At 53.5% G+C, this 16,875-nt stretch carries 16 protein-coding genes; 10 read left to right on the forward strand and 6 right to left on the reverse strand.

Annotation, left to right across the window (positions count from 1 at the left end; all coding sequences use genetic code 11):
* The 5 genes from yidA to dnaA all read right to left on the reverse strand — a co-directional run bounded on the left by yidA (position 1) and on the right by dnaA (position 6,968).
* Complete coding sequence (gene yidA, locus OGV93_RS09225) at positions 1-813, reverse strand: sugar-phosphatase (RefSeq protein WP_016155065.1); 813 nt, start codon at positions 811-813, stop codon at positions 1-3.
* Between the two features lie 130 nt (positions 814-943).
* On the reverse strand, positions 944-3,358 hold the full coding sequence (gyrB, locus tag OGV93_RS09230) for a DNA topoisomerase (ATP-hydrolyzing) subunit B (protein ID WP_016157816.1): 2,415 nt from the start codon (positions 3,356-3,358) through the stop codon (positions 944-946).
* Positions 3,359-3,386: 28 nt separating this feature from the next.
* Entirely contained in the window at positions 3,387-4,460 is a 1,074-nt protein-coding gene (gene recF, locus OGV93_RS09235; protein WP_016155067.1) for a DNA replication/repair protein RecF, read from the reverse strand.
* Complete coding sequence (dnaN, locus tag OGV93_RS09240; protein ID WP_016155068.1) at positions 4,460-5,560, reverse strand: DNA polymerase III subunit beta; 1,101 nt, start codon at positions 5,558-5,560, stop codon at positions 4,460-4,462. The genes recF and dnaN overlap by 1 nt, the downstream gene beginning before the upstream one ends.
* Positions 5,561-5,564: 4 nt before the next feature.
* The gene (dnaA, locus tag OGV93_RS09245) at positions 5,565-6,968 is read right to left on the reverse strand and encodes a chromosomal replication initiator protein DnaA (protein WP_016155069.1); all 1,404 of its coding nucleotides are present in this window, start codon (positions 6,966-6,968) and stop codon (positions 5,565-5,567) included.
* Positions 6,969-7,265: 297 nt separating this feature from the next.
* On the opposite strand from dnaA, the gene OGV93_RS23910 reads away from it, so the two are divergent.
* The 10 genes from OGV93_RS23910 (at position 7,266) to OGV93_RS09290 (ending at position 15,263) form a co-directional block, all read left to right on the forward strand.
* On the forward strand, positions 7,266-7,346 hold the full coding sequence (locus OGV93_RS23910; RefSeq protein ID WP_420361643.1) for a hypothetical protein: 81 nt from the start codon (positions 7,266-7,268) through the stop codon (positions 7,344-7,346).
* 228 nt (positions 7,347-7,574) lie between these two features.
* Entirely contained in the window at positions 7,575-7,715 is a 141-nt protein-coding gene (gene rpmH, locus OGV93_RS09250) for a 50S ribosomal protein L34 (RefSeq protein WP_003023858.1), read from the forward strand.
* Between the two features lie 17 nt (positions 7,716-7,732).
* Complete coding sequence (gene rnpA, locus OGV93_RS09255) at positions 7,733-8,092, forward strand: ribonuclease P protein component (protein WP_003844432.1); 360 nt, start codon at positions 7,733-7,735, stop codon at positions 8,090-8,092.
* Positions 8,056-8,313: a membrane protein insertion efficiency factor YidD gene (gene yidD / locus OGV93_RS09260; RefSeq protein WP_003023846.1), complete on the forward strand. Its 258-nt coding sequence runs from the start codon at positions 8,056-8,058 to the stop codon at positions 8,311-8,313. Before rnpA ends, yidD begins: the two co-directional genes overlap by 37 nt.
* A 2-nt stretch (positions 8,314-8,315) precedes the next feature.
* A complete protein-coding gene (gene yidC / locus OGV93_RS09265; protein ID WP_003023844.1) occupies positions 8,316-9,962 on the forward strand; it encodes a membrane protein insertase YidC in 1,647 nt (548 codons plus the stop codon).
* Positions 9,963-10,098: 136 nt separating this feature from the next.
* Entirely contained in the window at positions 10,099-11,463 is a 1,365-nt protein-coding gene (gene mnmE, locus OGV93_RS09270; protein ID WP_287109529.1) for a tRNA uridine-5-carboxymethylaminomethyl(34) synthesis GTPase MnmE, read from the forward strand.
* A 180-nt stretch (positions 11,464-11,643) separates the two neighbouring features.
* Entirely contained in the window at positions 11,644-12,825 is a 1,182-nt protein-coding gene (locus OGV93_RS09275) for an MFS transporter (protein ID WP_019078000.1), read from the forward strand.
* Positions 12,794-13,753 carry an HTH-type transcriptional regulator YidZ gene (yidZ, locus tag OGV93_RS09280; protein WP_016155073.1) on the forward strand — a complete coding sequence of 320 codons (960 nt, stop codon included), beginning with the start codon at positions 12,794-12,796 and terminating at the stop codon, positions 13,751-13,753. Before OGV93_RS09275 ends, yidZ begins: the two co-directional genes overlap by 32 nt.
* Before the next feature lie 166 nt (positions 13,754-13,919).
* Positions 13,920-14,666 (forward strand): 4'-phosphopantetheinyl transferase family protein, encoded by a 747-nt coding sequence (locus OGV93_RS09285; RefSeq protein WP_016155074.1) that lies wholly within the window; start codon positions 13,920-13,922, stop codon positions 14,664-14,666.
* Positions 14,667-14,696: 30 nt separating this feature from the next.
* On the forward strand, positions 14,697-15,263 hold the full coding sequence (locus OGV93_RS09290; protein WP_003827046.1) for an NADPH-dependent FMN reductase: 567 nt from the start codon (positions 14,697-14,699) through the stop codon (positions 15,261-15,263).
* Between the two features lie 115 nt (positions 15,264-15,378).
* Here OGV93_RS09290 and adeP read toward each other — a convergent pair whose 3' ends face one another.
* Positions 15,379-16,716, reverse strand: coding sequence for an adenine permease AdeP (gene adeP, locus OGV93_RS09295; protein WP_016155075.1), 1,338 nt, complete (start codon positions 16,714-16,716; stop codon positions 15,379-15,381).
* Between the last annotated feature and the right edge of the window lie 159 nt (positions 16,717-16,875).

Below are 16,875 nucleotides of genomic sequence, written 5' to 3' on the forward strand. Positions count from 1 at the left end.
TTATTTCAGCGCAAACTTCTCAATGGCATACGCGACGCCATCTTCAAGGTTAGATTTCGTCACAAAGTTGGCGATTTCTTTGACTGATCCAATAGCGTTGTCCATGGCAACGCCCACGCCTGCGTATTCAATCATCGCGATGTCGTTTTCCTGATCGCCAATCGCCATCACCTCTTCGGCTTTAATACCCAACGCATCGGCCAGCGATTTCACGCCAGTCCCTTTATTGACGCGTTTATCGAGGATTTCGAGGAAATACGGCGCACTTTTCAGCACGGTGTACTTCTCTTTTACTTCCGCAGGTATGCGCGAGATAGCTTTATCGAGGATCTCCGGCTCGTCAATCATCATCACTTTCAGGAACTGGGTTGCGGGATCCATTTTCTCGGCTTCACAGAACACCAGCGGAATCGTCGCAACAAACGATTCATGTACCGTGTAGTAGCTGATATCACGGTTCGCGGTATACAGGGTGTTGCGATCGAGTGCGTGGAAATGCGAGCCAACGTCCCGGGAGAGCTGCTCCAGATAACGATAATCATCATAGCTCAGCGCGGTTTGCGCGACAGTACTGCCATCCCCTGCTTTCTGCACTAGCGCGCCATTGTAGGTAATGCAGTAGTCACCGGGTTCTTCCATATGCAATTCTTTCAGATAGCTGTGGACGCCGGCATACGGGCGCCCCGTGGTCAGCACCACATTTACGCCACGCGCGCGCGCTGCGGCAATCGCCGTTTTGACCGCGGGTGAAATGGTGTGATCGGGCAGCAGAAGTGTGCCATCCATGTCGATAGCAATAAGTTTGATAGCCATGAGTTCCCCGGATTAAATGAGTCCGTCCTCATGCTAACGCGATTCCGCTCAAAAAACAGCTACGAAAAGGGGGATAGAAAGGGGAATCGAGATTCCCCTTTTGCAGGACGGTTGTAGACCTGGGTGCAAGTTAGATATCGATGTTCGCCGCTTTCAGGGCGTTTTCTTCGATAAACGCGCGACGCGGTTCAACGGCATCGCCCATCAGCGTAGTGAAGAGCTGGTCGGCGGCAATCGCATCCTTCACGGTAACGCGCAGCATACGACGGCTTTCCGGATCCATGGTGGTTTCCCACAGCTGATCCGGGTTCATCTCGCCCAGACCTTTATAACGCTGGATAGCGAGGCCGCGACGTGACTCTTTCTGCAGCCATTCCAGCGCCTGCTCAAAGCTGGCAACCGGCTGGCGGCGCTCGCCACGTTCGATAAACGCATCGTCTTCGATCAGCCCGCGCAGCTTCTCACCGAGCGTACAAATACGACGGTATTCGCCACCGGTCACAAACTCGTGATCCAGAATATAGTCGGTATCCACACCGTGAGTACGGACGCGCACAATCGGCTCAAACAGGTTCTGCTCTGCGTTGTGGTGGATATCAAACTTCCACAGGCTGCCGTGCTGTTCTTTTTCGTTCAGCTCGGTAATCAACGAATTAACCCAGCGGGTAACGGTCTGCTCGTTCGCCAAATCAGCTTCCGGCAGCGTCGGTTGATAAACCAGTTCTTTCAGAAGCGCTTTCGGGAAACGACGTTCCATACGGCCAATCATTTTCTGCGTCGCGTTGTATTCAGAAACCAGTTTTTCTAACGACTCACCTGAAAGAGCAGGTGCGCTGGCATTAGTGTGTAGCGTTGCGCCATCCAGAGCGATAGAAATTTGGTACTGATCCATCGCTTCGTCATCTTTAATGTACTGTTCCTGCTTGCCTTTTTTCACTTTGTACAGCGGTGGCTGTGCAATGTAAACGTGGCCGCGTTCCACAATTTCCGGCATCTGACGATAGAAGAAGGTCAACAGCAGCGTACGAATATGCGAGCCGTCGACGTCCGCATCGGTCATGATGATGATGCTGTGATAACGCAGTTTGTCCGGGTTGTACTCGTCACGACCGATGCCACAGCCGAGCGCGGTGATCAGCGTTGCCACTTCCTGAGAAGAGAGCATTTTATCAAAGCGCGCTTTCTCGACGTTGAGGATTTTACCCTTCAGCGGCAGAATCGCCTGGTTTTTACGGTTACGGCCCTGCTTCGCAGAACCGCCCGCGGAGTCCCCTTCCACAAGGTACAGTTCGGACAGCGCCGGGTCGCGTTCCTGACAGTCCGCCAGCTTGCCCGGCAGGCCCGCTAAGTCCAGCGCGCCTTTACGACGGGTCATTTCACGCGCGCGACGTGCCGCTTCACGGGCACGTGCAGCATCAATAATTTTGCCAACGACAATTTTCGCGTCAGACGGGTTTTCCAGCAGGTATTCGCTCAGCAGTTCGTTCATCTGCTGTTCTACCGCCGATTTCACCTCAGAGGAGACCAGCTTGTCTTTGGTCTGTGAGGAGAACTTCGGATCCGGTACTTTCACGGAAACAACGGCAATCAAGCCTTCACGGGCATCATCACCGGTGGCGCTGACTTTGGCTTTTTTGCTGTAGCCTTCTTTGTCCATGTAGGCGTTCAGGGTACGGGTCATCGCCGCACGGAAGCCTGCAAGGTGAGTACCGCCGTCACGCTGCGGAATGTTGTTGGTGAAGCAGTAGATGTTTTCCTGGAAACCATCGTTCCACTGCAGCGCAACTTCAACGCCGATACCGTCTTTTTCGGTGGAGAAGTAGAAGATATTTGGGTGGATCGGCGTTTTGTTTTTGTTGAGGTATTCAACAAACGCCTTGATGCCGCCTTCGTAGTGGAAATGGTCTTCTTTACCATCGCGCTTGTCGCGCAGACGAATAGAGACGCCGGAGTTCAGGAACGACAGCTCGCGCAGACGCTTAGCCAGAATCTCGTATTCAAACTCAACGACGTTGGTAAAGGTTTCGTGGCTTGGCCAGAAACGTACCTGAGTACCCGTCGCTTCTGTTTCGCCGGTTACCGCCAGCGGCGCCTGCGGCACACCGTGCACGTAAGTTTGCTGATGCACTTTACCTTCGCGGCGAATCACCAGCTCCAGTTTCTGTGACAGGGCGTTTACTACGGACACACCTACGCCGTGCAGACCACCGGAAACTTTATAGGAGTTATCATCGAATTTACCGCCTGCGTGCAGAACGGTCATGATAACTTCCGCCGCCGAAACGCCCTCTTCCGGGTGAATACCGGTTGGGATACCACGGCCATCATCGGTAACGGACACGGAGTTGTCAGCGTGAATCGTTACAACGATATCTTTACAGTGACCCGCGAGCGCTTCGTCGATAGCGTTATCTACCACCTCGAATACCATGTGGTGCAGACCGGTGCCGTCATCCGTGTCGCCGATATACATACCCGGGCGCTTACGCACCGCATCCAGTCCTTTCAGGACTTTGATACTGGAGGAGTCATAAGAATTCGACATCAACGTTTCTCGCTCATTTAAACTTGGGTTAATCCGTTATTTTACCCTTTTCCACGGTGAACATCTTCGAATTTTTGTCCGACATGTCCAGAACGTGTTCAGCGCTGATTGCGCTGACAAAGACCTGAGATTGCGTCGCTTTTAAACGGCTGGCTAACAGCCCACGACGGGCATCATCAAGTTCAGAGGCAAAATCATCTATCAGGTAGAGACACCGCCGCCCACTTTCGCGGGTGAGGAACTCCCCTTGCGCCAGACGTAAGGCGCACATCAGCAGCTTTAGCTGCCCACGCGACAACGTGTCTTCCACCGGCGCACCGTCAGCGCGAATGCGAAAATCCGCTTTGTGCGGACCGTGCGCGGTGTAGGTCAACATGCGATCGCGTTCAAAACTGCGTTCCAGCACTTCGGCATAATCGGTCTCTTTCTCCCAGCCGCGCTGGAATGAGAAGGAGAGAGAAAATTCGGGTAGAAACTGCTGACAGGTATCCGCCATATCCTGCGCGATACCGGCGCTGTACTCCGCGCGCCAGGTGCTGATTTGTTCCGCCAGCGGGATCAGTTCTTTATCCCACGGACGCAGTTGCTCATAACGACTCACCTGGCGCAGGGCTGCGTTGCGCTGCTTGAGCAGTCGCTTCAGATTGCTCCAGGCGGTGAAAAATCCGGCTTCATTGTGAAAGCATCCCCAGTCAAGGAATGCTCTTCTGTATTTGGGGCCGCCATTGAGTAAAGTAAACCCCTCTGGCGTGATCAGCTGCATCGGCATCAGGTGCGCCAGTTCCGCGACCTTGTGCCCGTCAGTGCCGTCAATGCGCACTTTGCTGTCGCCCAGTTTGTCTTTCGTCAGGCCAATCGATGTCTCACGCTCTTCCCCCTGCAAACGCCCGTGTAAAACAAACGACTCCTGCTCGTGGCGAATTACGCGGCCAATCTGCAAACTGCGAAACGCCCGGCCGTGGCCGAGCGTATAGATGGCTTCCAGCACGCTGGTTTTGCCGCTGCCGTTCGCGCCAACCAGGAAGTTAAAGCCAGGGGATAAAGCGAGATCCGCGCTTTCGATATTGCGAAAGTCGCGGATCAACAGACGGGTGAGCGACATTACAGTCTCATTGGCATAACAACATAAGCCGCGCTCTGGCTGGCAGCATCTTCAATCTGTACGCTCGATACGGAATCGGTCAGCAGAATACGAACGTTCTCGCACTTCAGCGCGTTCAGTACGTCCAGTACGTAGCTAACGTTAAAACCGATTTCCAGTTCAGTACCAGGATAGGAGACATCCAGAATTTCTTCCGCTTCTTCCTGCTCCGGGTTGTTGGCGGTTATTTTCAGCTGGTTTTCACTGACATACAGACGCACGCCGCGGAATTTCTCGTTAGAGAGGATCGCCGCACGAGCAAATGCCTGTTTGAGGATATCGCAACCGGCTTCCAGATGTTTGTCCGGATTCTTCGGCAATACGCGGCGATAATCCGGGAAACGGCCATCAACCAGCTTGGAGGTAAAGATGAAGTCACCCACGTGCGCACGAATGTTGTTGCTGCCAATCTGCACGCGCAGCGGGTTGTCGCCGCCGTCGAGCATACGCATCAGTTCAATCACGCCTTTACGCGGAACGATCACCGAATGGCTGGGTAACTGCTGACCGACTGGCATTGAACAGACCGCCAGGCGGTGACCGTCGGTCGCCACGGTACGCAGCTCTTCTCCTTCGGTTTCAAACAGCATGCCGTTTAAGTAGTAACGCACGTCCTGATGCGCCATCGAAAACTGCGTGGCTTCAATCAGGCGCTTCATCGTGGCCTGCGGCAGCGTGAATTCGACTTCGCTCTGCCAGTCGTCCAGATTCGGGAAGTCGGCGGCAGGCAGCGTAGACAGCGAGAAACGGCTGCGGCCAGACCGCACCAGCATGCGATCGCCTTCCAGTTGAACGGCAATTTCCGCGCCTTCCGGCAACCCACGGCAAATATCGAAGAATTTACGCGCCGGAACGGTGGTCGCACCAGGTTCATGAGGCTGGATCAGCGCCACGCGCGCCACCATCTCCATTTCGAGATCGGTACCGGTCAGAGAAAGCGCACCGTCAGCAACCTGCAGCAGCAGATTTCCGAGAATAGGCAGTGTAGGACGTCCACCCAGCGGGCCGCTGACCTGCTGAAGCGGTTTTAATAAATGTTCACGTTCAACGGTAAATTTCATAGCGTCACGAAGATAATGTTCTGATTAAATTGGAGAAATCTTCTTTAATATCATGGCTTTCTTCACGCAACTGCTCAATCTTGCGACAGGCATGAAGCACGGTAGTATGGTCACGCCCACCAAACGCGTCGCCAATTTCCGGCAGACTGTGGTTAGTGAGCTCTTTTGCCAGCGCCATCGCCATCTGGCGCGGACGAGCTACCGAGCGAGATCGACGCTTAGAAAGCAGATCCGCAATTTTGATTTTGTAATACTCCGCCACCGTCTTCTGAATATTGTCGATGGTGACCAGCTTTTCCTGTAAAGCCAGCAGATCGCGCAACGCTTCGCGCACGAAATCGATGGTAATCGCCCGGCCGGTAAAATTAGCGTTGGCGATCACACGGTTCAGTGCGCCTTCCAGCTCACGTACGTTAGAGCGTAGACGCTTGGCAATAAAGAACGCCACTTCACCCGGCAGACGAATGTCGTTTTCGTCGGCTTTTTTCATCAGGATCGCGACGCGCGTTTCCAGCTCAGGCGGCTCGATCGCAACAGTCAGTCCCCAGCCGAAGCGGGATTTCAGACGATCTTCAACGCCGTTGATCTCTTTAGGATAGCGATCCGAAGTCAGGATGATCTGCTGATTGCCTTCCAGCAGGGCGTTAAAGGTGTGGAAAAACTCTTCCTGCGATCGTTCTTTATTCGCGAAGAATTGGATATCGTCAATCAGCAGCGCATCCACGGAACGGTAGTAGCGTTTAAACTCTTCGATCGCGTTGTTTTGCAGGGCCTTAACCATGTCCTGCACAAAACGTTCGGAGTGCATATACACCACTTTCGCGTTTGGCTTACGCGCCATAATACCGTTACCGACAGCGTGCAGCAGGTGGGTTTTACCCAGACCCGTACCGCCATAAAGAAATAACGGATTGTAGGCGCCACCAGGATTGTCCGCCACCTGACGTGCCGCCGCGCGCGCCAGTTGGTTAGATTTACCTTCAACGAAGTTATCAAACGTGTGTTTGACGTTGACGTTAGAACGATAGGTAGGTTCTGCCGGTGCCGGGACGTTATCCCAGCCTGAGCGCGCCGCCGGAGCGGCACGTTGCGGTTGCACTTGCTGAGCCACGTAAGCGGGCGCAACAACGTTGTTCACCGGCGTTTTCAGCGTTTGCGTGACGGGTTTAGTACCGACTTCAAAGCGCAGCTGCGGGGCATCCGCTCCACAGAAGTTATTGAGTAATCCATTAATATTATTAAGGTATTTATCCCTTACCCAATCAAGCACGAAACGGTTTGGCGCATACAAAGCCAGCGTGTTATCGCTCAGTTCCGCCTGCAATGGGCGTATCCACATACTGAACTCTGTGGCTGGTAACTCATCCTGCAATCGGGCAAGACACTGCTGCCAAAGCGAAAGTGACACGGCGGACTCCACTCGAACAAAAGTCGATAAATGACAAAGGCTGAAACATTCATGATTGTTGACGCACATCGACAAGACCCTATGCAAAGGGTGACGTGCGAATTGCTATCTGCAATTTTTACCCGATCAGGATCCATTGAAACGATCAGGACCGCGGATCATAGCGTAAACTGAGAAAGAGATCTTCTGTTTCTCACAGATTCTTCCCGATTTATCCACAGGATGATCCAGAATCGGCTAAGTGTAAACGATCCTGGAGAAGTGCTGCAGGTTTTAGCGCGCATATTGAAAAAATTAATGAGTAAAGATGCTTTACTGCTTAAACGATCTAATAAAGATCCCGAGCGATCCTTGCGCTTTATCCGCCAGCCCGTATAATTCTTACCCCCAGCGAGTAACGGTCGCCTTACGGCGTCAACGCTGCCTGTTTTATACGCGAAACCATGCGGAAAAAAGCGGGAAATAAGGAAAGAGAATTGACTCCGGAGTGTACAATTATTACAATCCGGCCTCTTTAATCACCCACACTGTGGCGTAAGTCGTTCGAAATTCGTTCGGGTATACGCAAAAGTCAGTGAATTTATTCAAGTTTAGGTAGAAATCGCCATGAAACGCACTTTTCAACCGTCTGTACTGAAGCGCAACCGTTCTCACGGCTTCCGTGCTCGTATGGCTAATAAAAATGGTCGTCAGGTTCTGGCACGTCGTCGTGCTAAAGGCCGTTCTCGTCTGACCGTTTCTAAGTAATAAAAGCTAGCCCCTGAGTGGTTAAGCTCGCATTTCCCAGGGAGTTACGTTTGTTAACTCCCACTCATTTCACATTCGTCTTCCAGCAGCCACAACGGGCTGGCACGCCGCAAATCACCATCCTCGGCCGCCTGAATTCGCTGGGGCATCCCCGTATCGGTCTTACCGTCGCCAAGAAAAACGTTAAACGCGCGCATGAACGCAATCGGATTAAACGTCTGACACGTGAAAGCTTTCGTTTACGTCAGCACGAACTTCCAGCAATGGATTTCGTGGTGGTGGCGAAAAAAGGGGTTGCTGACCTCGATAACCGTGCTCTCTCGGAAGCGTTGGAAAAATTATGGCGTCGCCATTGTCGCCTGGCTCGCGGGTCCTGATAGCCCTTATTCGGGTCTATCAACGCCTGATCAGTCCGCTGCTTGGGCCGCATTGCCGTTTCACTCCAACCTGCTCGAGCTACGGAATTGAGGCATTGCGCAGGTTTGGAGTGATAAAAGGCAGTTGGTTGACGGTGAAACGCGTATTAAAATGCCACCCTTTACACCCTGGTGGTGACGATCCCGTCCCGCCCGGACCATTTGATACCAGAGAACACTAACGATGGATTCGCAACGCAATCTTTTAGTCATCGCTTTGCTGTTCGTGTCTTTCATGATCTGGCAAGCCTGGGAGCAGGATAAAAATCCGCAACCTCAGGCCCAACAGACCACGCAGACAACGACCACCGCAGCGGGTAGCGCCGCAGACCAGGGCGTACCGGCCAGTGGCCAGGGGAAACTGATTACGGTTAAAACTGACGTGCTTGATCTGACCATCAACACCCGTGGTGGTGATGTGGAACAGGCTTCACTGCCAGCTTACCCGAAAGAACTCGGTTCTACCGAACCGTTCCAGTTACTGGAAACCACGCCACAGTTCATCTACCAGGCACAGAGTGGCCTGACAGGTCGTGACGGCCCGGATAACCCGGCTAACGGCCCGCGTCCGCTGTACAATGTCGAAAAAGACGCGTTTGTACTGGCTGACGGTCAGAACGAACTGCAGATCCCGATGACCTATACTGACGCAGCGGGTAACACATTCACTAAAACGTTTGTACTCAAGCGCGGTGAATATGCTGTCAACGTTAACTACAGCGTGCAGAACGCCGGCGAAAAACCGCTGGAAGTCTCCACCTTTGGTCAGTTGAAGCAATCCATCAATCTGCCATCTCATCGCGACACCGGTAGCAGCAACTTTGCGCTGCATACCTTCCGTGGCGCGGCGTACTCCACGCCGGATGAGAAGTATGAGAAATACAAATTCGACACCATTGCTGAAAACGAAAACCTGAACGTCAATGCTAAAGACGGCTGGGTCGCAATGCTGCAACAGTATTTCGCAACGGCATGGGTTCCGCGTAACGACGGCACCAACAACTTCTATACCGCTAATCTGGGTAACGGCATTGCCGCTATCGGCTATAAATCACAGCCGGTACTGGTTCAGCCTGGCCAGACTGGCGCGATGACCAGCACCCTGTGGGTCGGCCCGGAAATTCAGGATAAAATGGCGGCAGTTGCACCGCACCTGGATCTGACCGTGGATTACGGCTGGTTGTGGTTCATCTCTCAGCCGCTGTTCAAACTGCTGAAGTGGATCCATAGCTTCCTGGGTAACTGGGGCTTCTCCATCATCGTTATCACCTTTATCGTTCGTGGCATCATGTACCCGCTGACTAAAGCGCAGTACACCTCCATGGCGAAGATGCGTATGCTGCAGCCGAAGATTCAGGCTATGCGTGAGCGTCTGGGCGATGACAAACAGCGTCAGAGCCAGGAAATGATGGCCCTGTACAAAGCTGAGAAGGTTAACCCGCTGGGCGGCTGCTTCCCGCTGATCATCCAGATGCCAATCTTCCTGGCGTTGTACTACATGCTGATGGGCTCCATTGAACTGCGTCATGCGCCGTTCGCTCTGTGGATCCATGACCTGTCTGCACAGGACCCGTACTACATCCTGCCGATCCTGATGGGCGTGACGATGTTCTTCATTCAGAAGATGTCTCCGACCACCGTGACCGACCCGATGCAGCAGAAGATCATGACCTTTATGCCGGTCATCTTCACCGTGTTCTTCCTGTGGTTCCCATCAGGTCTGGTGCTGTACTATATCGTCAGCAACCTGGTAACCATTATTCAGCAGCAGCTGATTTACCGTGGTCTGGAGAAACGTGGCCTGCATAGCCGCGAGAAGAAAAACTCCTGATATTAGTCGCAGGTGCGTTGGCTGCATTTGCTTGCCGCCTTCCTGCAACTTGAATTATTTCGAGTATTCACGGTAAAGTTAATGCCAGAGAAGGCGGTCATTAGACCGCCTTTTTTACATTTACAAGAGAGCTATCATGAACCATAACGACACCATCGTCGCTCAGGCCACCCCACCGGGACGTGGTGGCGTGGGTATCCTGCGCATCTCCGGCCTGAAGGCGCGCGAGGTTGCAGAAACCGTACTGGGGAAACTACCAAAACCGCGCTATGCCGACTATCTGCCGTTTAAAGACGCGGATGGCAGCACGCTGGATCAGGGAATTGCCCTGTGGTTCCCAGGCCCGAACTCCTTTACCGGTGAAGATGTTTTAGAGCTTCAGGGCCACGGCGGTCCGGTGATTCTCGATCTGCTGCTCAAACGTATTCTGACCATTCCCGGGCTGCGCATTGCCAGACCGGGTGAATTCTCCGAGCGTGCGTTTCTCAATGATAAGCTTGATCTGGCCCAGGCAGAGGCAATTGCCGACCTGATCGATGCCAGCTCAGAGCAAGCCGCTCGCTCGGCGCTGAACTCGTTGCAGGGCGCATTTTCTGCACGGGTAAATCATCTTGTGGAAGCGCTCACTCACCTGCGCATCTACGTGGAAGCGGCGATCGACTTTCCGGATGAAGAAATCGACTTCCTGTCTGATGGTAAGATTGAAGCGCAGCTCAACAACGTTATCAGCGATCTCGATGCCGTTCGTGCCGAAGCGCGTCAGGGCAGCCTGCTGCGCGAAGGGATGAAGGTGGTCATTGCCGGTCGCCCAAATGCCGGGAAATCAAGCCTACTGAACGCGCTGTCAGGTCGTGAGGCGGCCATTGTGACCGACATTGCGGGTACGACTCGCGACGTACTGCGTGAGCATATTCATATCGACGGTATGCCGCTGCACATCATCGACACTGCCGGTCTGCGCGATGCCAGCGATGAAGTTGAACGCATTGGTATCGAACGCGCGTGGCAGGAAATTGAACAGGCCGACCGCGTTCTGTTTATGGTTGATGGCACCACCACCGACGCCGTGGACCCGGCTGACATCTGGCCAGACTTTATTGCCCGTCTGCCAGCCAAACTGCCGATTACCGTGGTGCGTAACAAAGCGGATATTACCGGTGAGACGCTGGGCCTAAGCGAAGTAAATGGCCACTCACTGGTTCGCCTATCCGCGCGTACCGGTGAAGGCGTTGACGTGCTGCGTAACCATCTCAAACAGAGCATGGGCTTTGAAACCAATATGGAAGGCGGCTTCCTGGCGCGCCGTCGTCACCTGCAGGCGCTGGCAGAAGCGGCGGAGCATCTCGAGCAGGGTAAAGCCCAACTGCTCGGAGCATGGGCCGGAGAATTGCTGGCAGAGGAACTACGTCTGGCGCAGCAGAACCTCAGTGAGATCACCGGGGAATTTACCTCCGACGATCTGCTGGGAAGGATTTTCTCCAGCTTCTGTATTGGCAAATAACGTTGTGTTGCCCGGTGGCGCGATGCCTACCGGGCCTACAGTACCCGTAGGTCGGATAAAGCAAAGCGGCTATCCGGCTACAAGTGATTTCCCATGTGGAAATCACTGTTGTCCAAATGGCAACTCGTGCAGTTGACTCTCTGCCCGTATGCTTAGCGCCACATTCCTCATGAGGTCGCTATGACACGCTTTCTAATCTGCAGTTTCGCCCTGGTGTTACTCTATCCCGCGGGTATTGATATGTATCTGGTGGGGCTGCCCCGTATTGCTGCCGATTTACAGGCCAGCGAGGCGCAACTGCATATCGCGTTTTCGGTTTATCTGGCGGGAATGGCGACGGCGATGCTGTTTGCCGGGAAAATTGCCGACCAGTCAGGACGCAAACCCGTCGCTATTGTCGGCGCCCTCATCTTTATTTTCGCCTCTGCGCTGTGTTCATTCGCCGAAAGCGGTACGCCGTTTCTCACAGGCCGCTTTATTCAGGGCGTAGGCGCAGGCTGCTGCTATGTGGTGGCTTTTGCCATCCTGCGCGATACGCTCGACGATCGCCGCCGGGCGAAGGTACTGTCGCTGTTGAACGGTATCACCTGTATCGTGCCGGTACTGGCACCGGTGATGGGGCATCTGATTATGCTCAAATATCCGTGGCAGAGCCTGTTCTACACGATGATCGGTATGGGGGTGGCCGTTTGCTTGCTGTCAGTGTTTATCCTGCGAGAATCGCGCCCAGCGACGCTCCCGGCATCTGCAGAGAAGAACCACCTATCTGAATCGCTGGTGAACCGTTTTTTCTTAAGCCGCCTGGCCATCACCACTCTCAGCGTGTCGGTGATCCTGACCTTCGTGAATACTTCGCCGGTGCTGTTGATGGAAGTAATGGGCTTTGACCGTGGTGAGTACGCCACCACGATGGCCATGACCGCAGGCATCAGTATGGCGGTCTCGTTCTCTACGCCATTCGCCCTGAGCGTGTTTAAACCTCGCGTTCTGATGCTGACCTCACAAGTGCTGTTTCTGTCTGCCGGTGTGGTGTTAACCCTTGCCAGTACGCACATGGTGACGCTGTTTGGGCTGACCTTAATCTGTGCCGGGTTCTCGGTCGGCTTCGGTGTCGCGATGAGCCAGGCGCTGGGACCTTTCTCGCTGCGTGCGGGCGTTGCCAGCTCGGCGTTAGGTATTGCGCAGGTTTGCGGTTCCTCGCTGTGGATATGGCTGGCGGCAGTGCTCGGTCTTGATGCGCTGAATATGCTGATCGGGATTCTGATTGGCTGTAGCATAGTGAGTATCATGCTGATTATCACAGTTGCACCTAACCGGTCCACGCCAACTCATGAAGAAATCCCTCAGCAGTCTCGATCTTAATTTATTGCTCTGCCTGCAGCTGTTGATGCAGGAACGCAGTGTTACCAAAACTGCCAAACGGATGAACGTCACGCCGTCGGCGGTCAGCAAGTCGCTGTCGAAACTGCGGGCCTGGTTTGACGATCCACTGTTTGTAAACACCCCGCTGGGGCTAACGCCAACACCGCTGATGGTCAGCATGGAACAGAACCTGGCAGAGTGGATGCAGATGAGCAACCAGTTGCTGGATAAGCCGCACCATGAAGCGCCGCGCGGGCTGAAGTTTGATCTGGTGGCCGAAACGCCGCTGGTGATGATCATGTTTAACGCGCTCTCCCGACAGATCTATCAGCGTTATCCCCAGGCGACGATCAAAATACGCAACTGGGACTATGATTCGCTGGATGCAATTATTCGCGGCGAAGTGGATATCGGCTTTACTGGCCGGGAAAGCCATCCGCGTTCGCGTGAACTGTTGAGTTTGCTGCCGTTGTCGATCGACCATGAAGTGCTGTTTTCCGATCTCCCCTGTGTCTGGCTACGTGAAGATCATCCGGCATTGCAGGAAGAGTGGAATCTGGACACATTTCTGCGCTATCCGCACATCAGCATTAGCTGGGAGCAAAGCGATACCTGGGCGCTGGATGAAGTCCTGCAAGAGATGGGGCGCGCGCGCAATATTGCGTTATGTCTGCCCGGTTTTGAGCAGTCGCTGTTTATGGCCGCCCAGCCGGATCACGCGCTAATAGCCACAGCTCCGGTTTATTGCCAGCGTTATAACCAACTCCACCAGCTTCCGCTCGTGGCGCGTCCTATGCCTTTTGATGCCGCGCAGCTGGAAAAAATGCGCGTACCGTTCACCCTTCTTTGGCACAAACGTAACAGTCATAATCCTAAGATCGTCTGGTTGAAAGACACCATCAAGGCGCTTTATCGCGATATGTCCTGACGTTGCACCGCCACTTTGTTGCTAAATCGACTATTCTGGCAACAGAAATGTAAATATCGCGTAATGTATTCTATTTCAGCTTACTTTTTGGGCAGCAAAGCCTGCCTGGATGCCGCGTAAATGTTACTCTGGTAATTATCACGGACCATTAATCACGGAGCGAAAAATGGCGACACATTTTGCCAGAGGGATTCTTACGGAGGGACACCTGGTTTCAGCTCGCCTCCCTTCTCCATGTCATATCGAAGCAAGAGATCTCCCCGCTCATCGCCGAACACGTTTCCTGGCTTCCCGAAGTTTACTCGCTGAACTGATGTTTATGCTTTACGGCACCAGTACGCTGCCCGAGATTGTTACTCAGGCCAAAGGTAAGCCCATTTTTCGCGATAAGAACCTGCCGGGATTTTCGATTTCTTATGCCGGGAATATCGTTGGCGTTGCGCTAACAACTGAAGGAACGTGCGGGCTGGATATGGAACTGCAGCGAGCTACCCGCAGCTTTCACCATCCGCATTCAACGGAAACATGGCGCTTCTCCAGCAACGAAAATCTGTGGATCAATAACCAAAACGACCCCAACGAAGCACGCGCGCAGCTCATTACGTTGCGCCAGAGCGTACTCAAACTCACCGGCGATGTAAGCAATGATGATCCGCACGAACTCCAGCTTTTACCCGGCGCAGGACGTCTGAAATGTGCCCATGTTGCGCAGGTTGAAGCCATTTGCGATGCGGAAGATGTTCTGGTGTGGTCGGTTGCGGTTACGCCAACCATTGAAAAACTCAAGGTTTGGGAGTTTGATGGTAAACAGGACTGGAAAAGTTTGCCTGATATCCAGACCCGCGCCAATGAGCCTACGGGTCGTCTGATCCGGTTCTCTCAATTATGCGCAGCGAAGAGCCATACGCTTTGATTTAACCTTTATGATGAAACAGGAGTCACCATGTCAGAAACATTGAATGTTGTTACGTTACTGGGAAGTCTACGCAAAGGTTCGTTTAATGGAATGGTTGCCCGTACGCTGCCCAAGATTGCTCCAGCAGGAATGGAAGTCAACGCGTTGCCATCAATTGGTGATATCCCACTTTACGATGCCGACCTCCAGCAGGAAGAAGGTTTTCCGGCAAGCGTAGAAGCGCTGGCAGAGCAAATCAGGAAGGCTGACGGTGTCGTCATCGTGACACCGGAATATAACTATTCCGTGCCTGGCGGACTGAAGAACGCCATCGACTGGCTGTCCCGCCTGCCGGATCAGCCATTATCGGGTAAGCCGGTGCTGATCCAGACCAGCTCCATGGGCGCCATTGGCGGCGCGCGCTGCCAGTATCATCTGCGTCAGATCCTGGTGTTCCTCGACGCCATGGTAATGAATAAACCGGAATTTATGGGCGGCGTGATTCAGAACAAAGTGGACCCGCAGACAGGTGAAGTGATCGACCAAAGTACGCTGGACCATCTAACCGGCCAACTGACCGCATTTGGCGACTACATCCAGCGTGTGAAAGCCTAAAAGAAAAAGCCCGCTGGCTGCAATGCCTGGCGGGCCGTATCCGGTTATCAAATTTGCCTGATGGCGCTGCGCTTATCAGGTCTACACGCCTCGCGCAGCTCCGTCTCAGCGGCAATTAATGCGCGTCGATAAACACAATCTTCAACACAAACAGCAGTGCGACAACGATGACGCATGGGCTGAGATCGCGGAAACGTCCGGTACCGATTTTCATCACACAGTAGGAAATAAAGCCCAGCGCGATACCTTCGGTAATCGAGAAGCTAAACGGCATCATCACGGCGGTAATAAACGCCGGAACGGCTTCAGTCAGGTCATCCCACTTAACGCGTGACAGGCTTGATGTCATCAGGACGCCAACGTAAATCAGCGCACCAGCGGCCGCATATCCCGGTACCATTCCCGCCAGCGGCGACAGGAAGATAACCAGCAGGAATAGCAGGCCGACAACTACCGCGGTCAGGCCAGTGCGTCCACCGACAGAAACCCCGGAAGAAGACTCGATATACGCGGTAACGGAAGAAGTACCGATAAACGCACCAGCAACCGATGACACGCTATCCACATACAGCGCCTGCTTCATACGCGGAAACTTACCCTTCGCATCCGCCAGACCTGCTTTATCCGTGACGCCAATTAGCGTACCGGAGGAGTCGAACAGGTTGACCAGCATGAACGAGAAAATTACGCCCGCAAGACCAATGTTAAACGAACCAGCCAGATCAACATGCCCGATAACGGACATTACGCTCGGCGGCGCGGAGACGATCCCGTTGTAATGGACATCGCCCAGCATCCAACCCAGCAGCGTGGTCACAATGATAGAGATCAGTACCGCCGCATGGATGTTACGTGAAGCCAGAATCGCGATGATAAAGAAGCCCAGAATACCGAGCAGTACGCTGTGGGACGTCAGGTTGCCAATAGACACCAGGGTGTCTTGGTTGGCGACGATAACACCAGCGTTTTTCAGCCCCATCATGCCGATGAACAGACCAATACCGCTGGTGATCCCCACGCGCAAACTAACCGGGATGTTGGCAATCATCCAGTAACGTACGCGGAAAATCGTCAGTAGCAGCAGACCTACCGCGCCCCAGAAGATTGCGCCCATACCGATCTGCCATGACAGGCCCATCGCGCCAACGACCACGAAGGCGAAGAACGCATTCAGACCCATAGCAGGCGCAAGTGCGACCGGCAGGTTGGCAAACAGGCCCATCAGGATGCTACCAAATGCAGCAATCAGGCAGGTGGTCACAAAGACGGCGCTGGTATCCATGCCAGCCACGCCAAGAATTTGCGGGTTAACAAAAACGATATACACCATCGTCAGGAAGGTGGTTAAACCAGCGATCACTTCGGTCCGTGCCGTCGTGCCATGTTCGCGCAGTTTGAACACGCGTTCCAGCATCCCCTGGCCAGAAGCCTGGGTTGTGTGTTGTTGACTCATTATCAATTTCCGAACAAGGAGGGAAAATTCGTCGCTATCCTATACCAAAATGCGACAATAGGGTTGGGTTATGAGCAACTTTTTTCATTGATTTTGCTTATACGGCAACGATTGCGTCGCCCAATAATGCATTACGAAAACGTTAAACTTGTTAAAACG

The organism is Citrobacter sp. Cb031 (assembly GCF_030336725.1).
Taxonomy (GTDB): domain Bacteria; phylum Pseudomonadota; class Gammaproteobacteria; order Enterobacterales; family Enterobacteriaceae; genus Citrobacter; species Citrobacter braakii.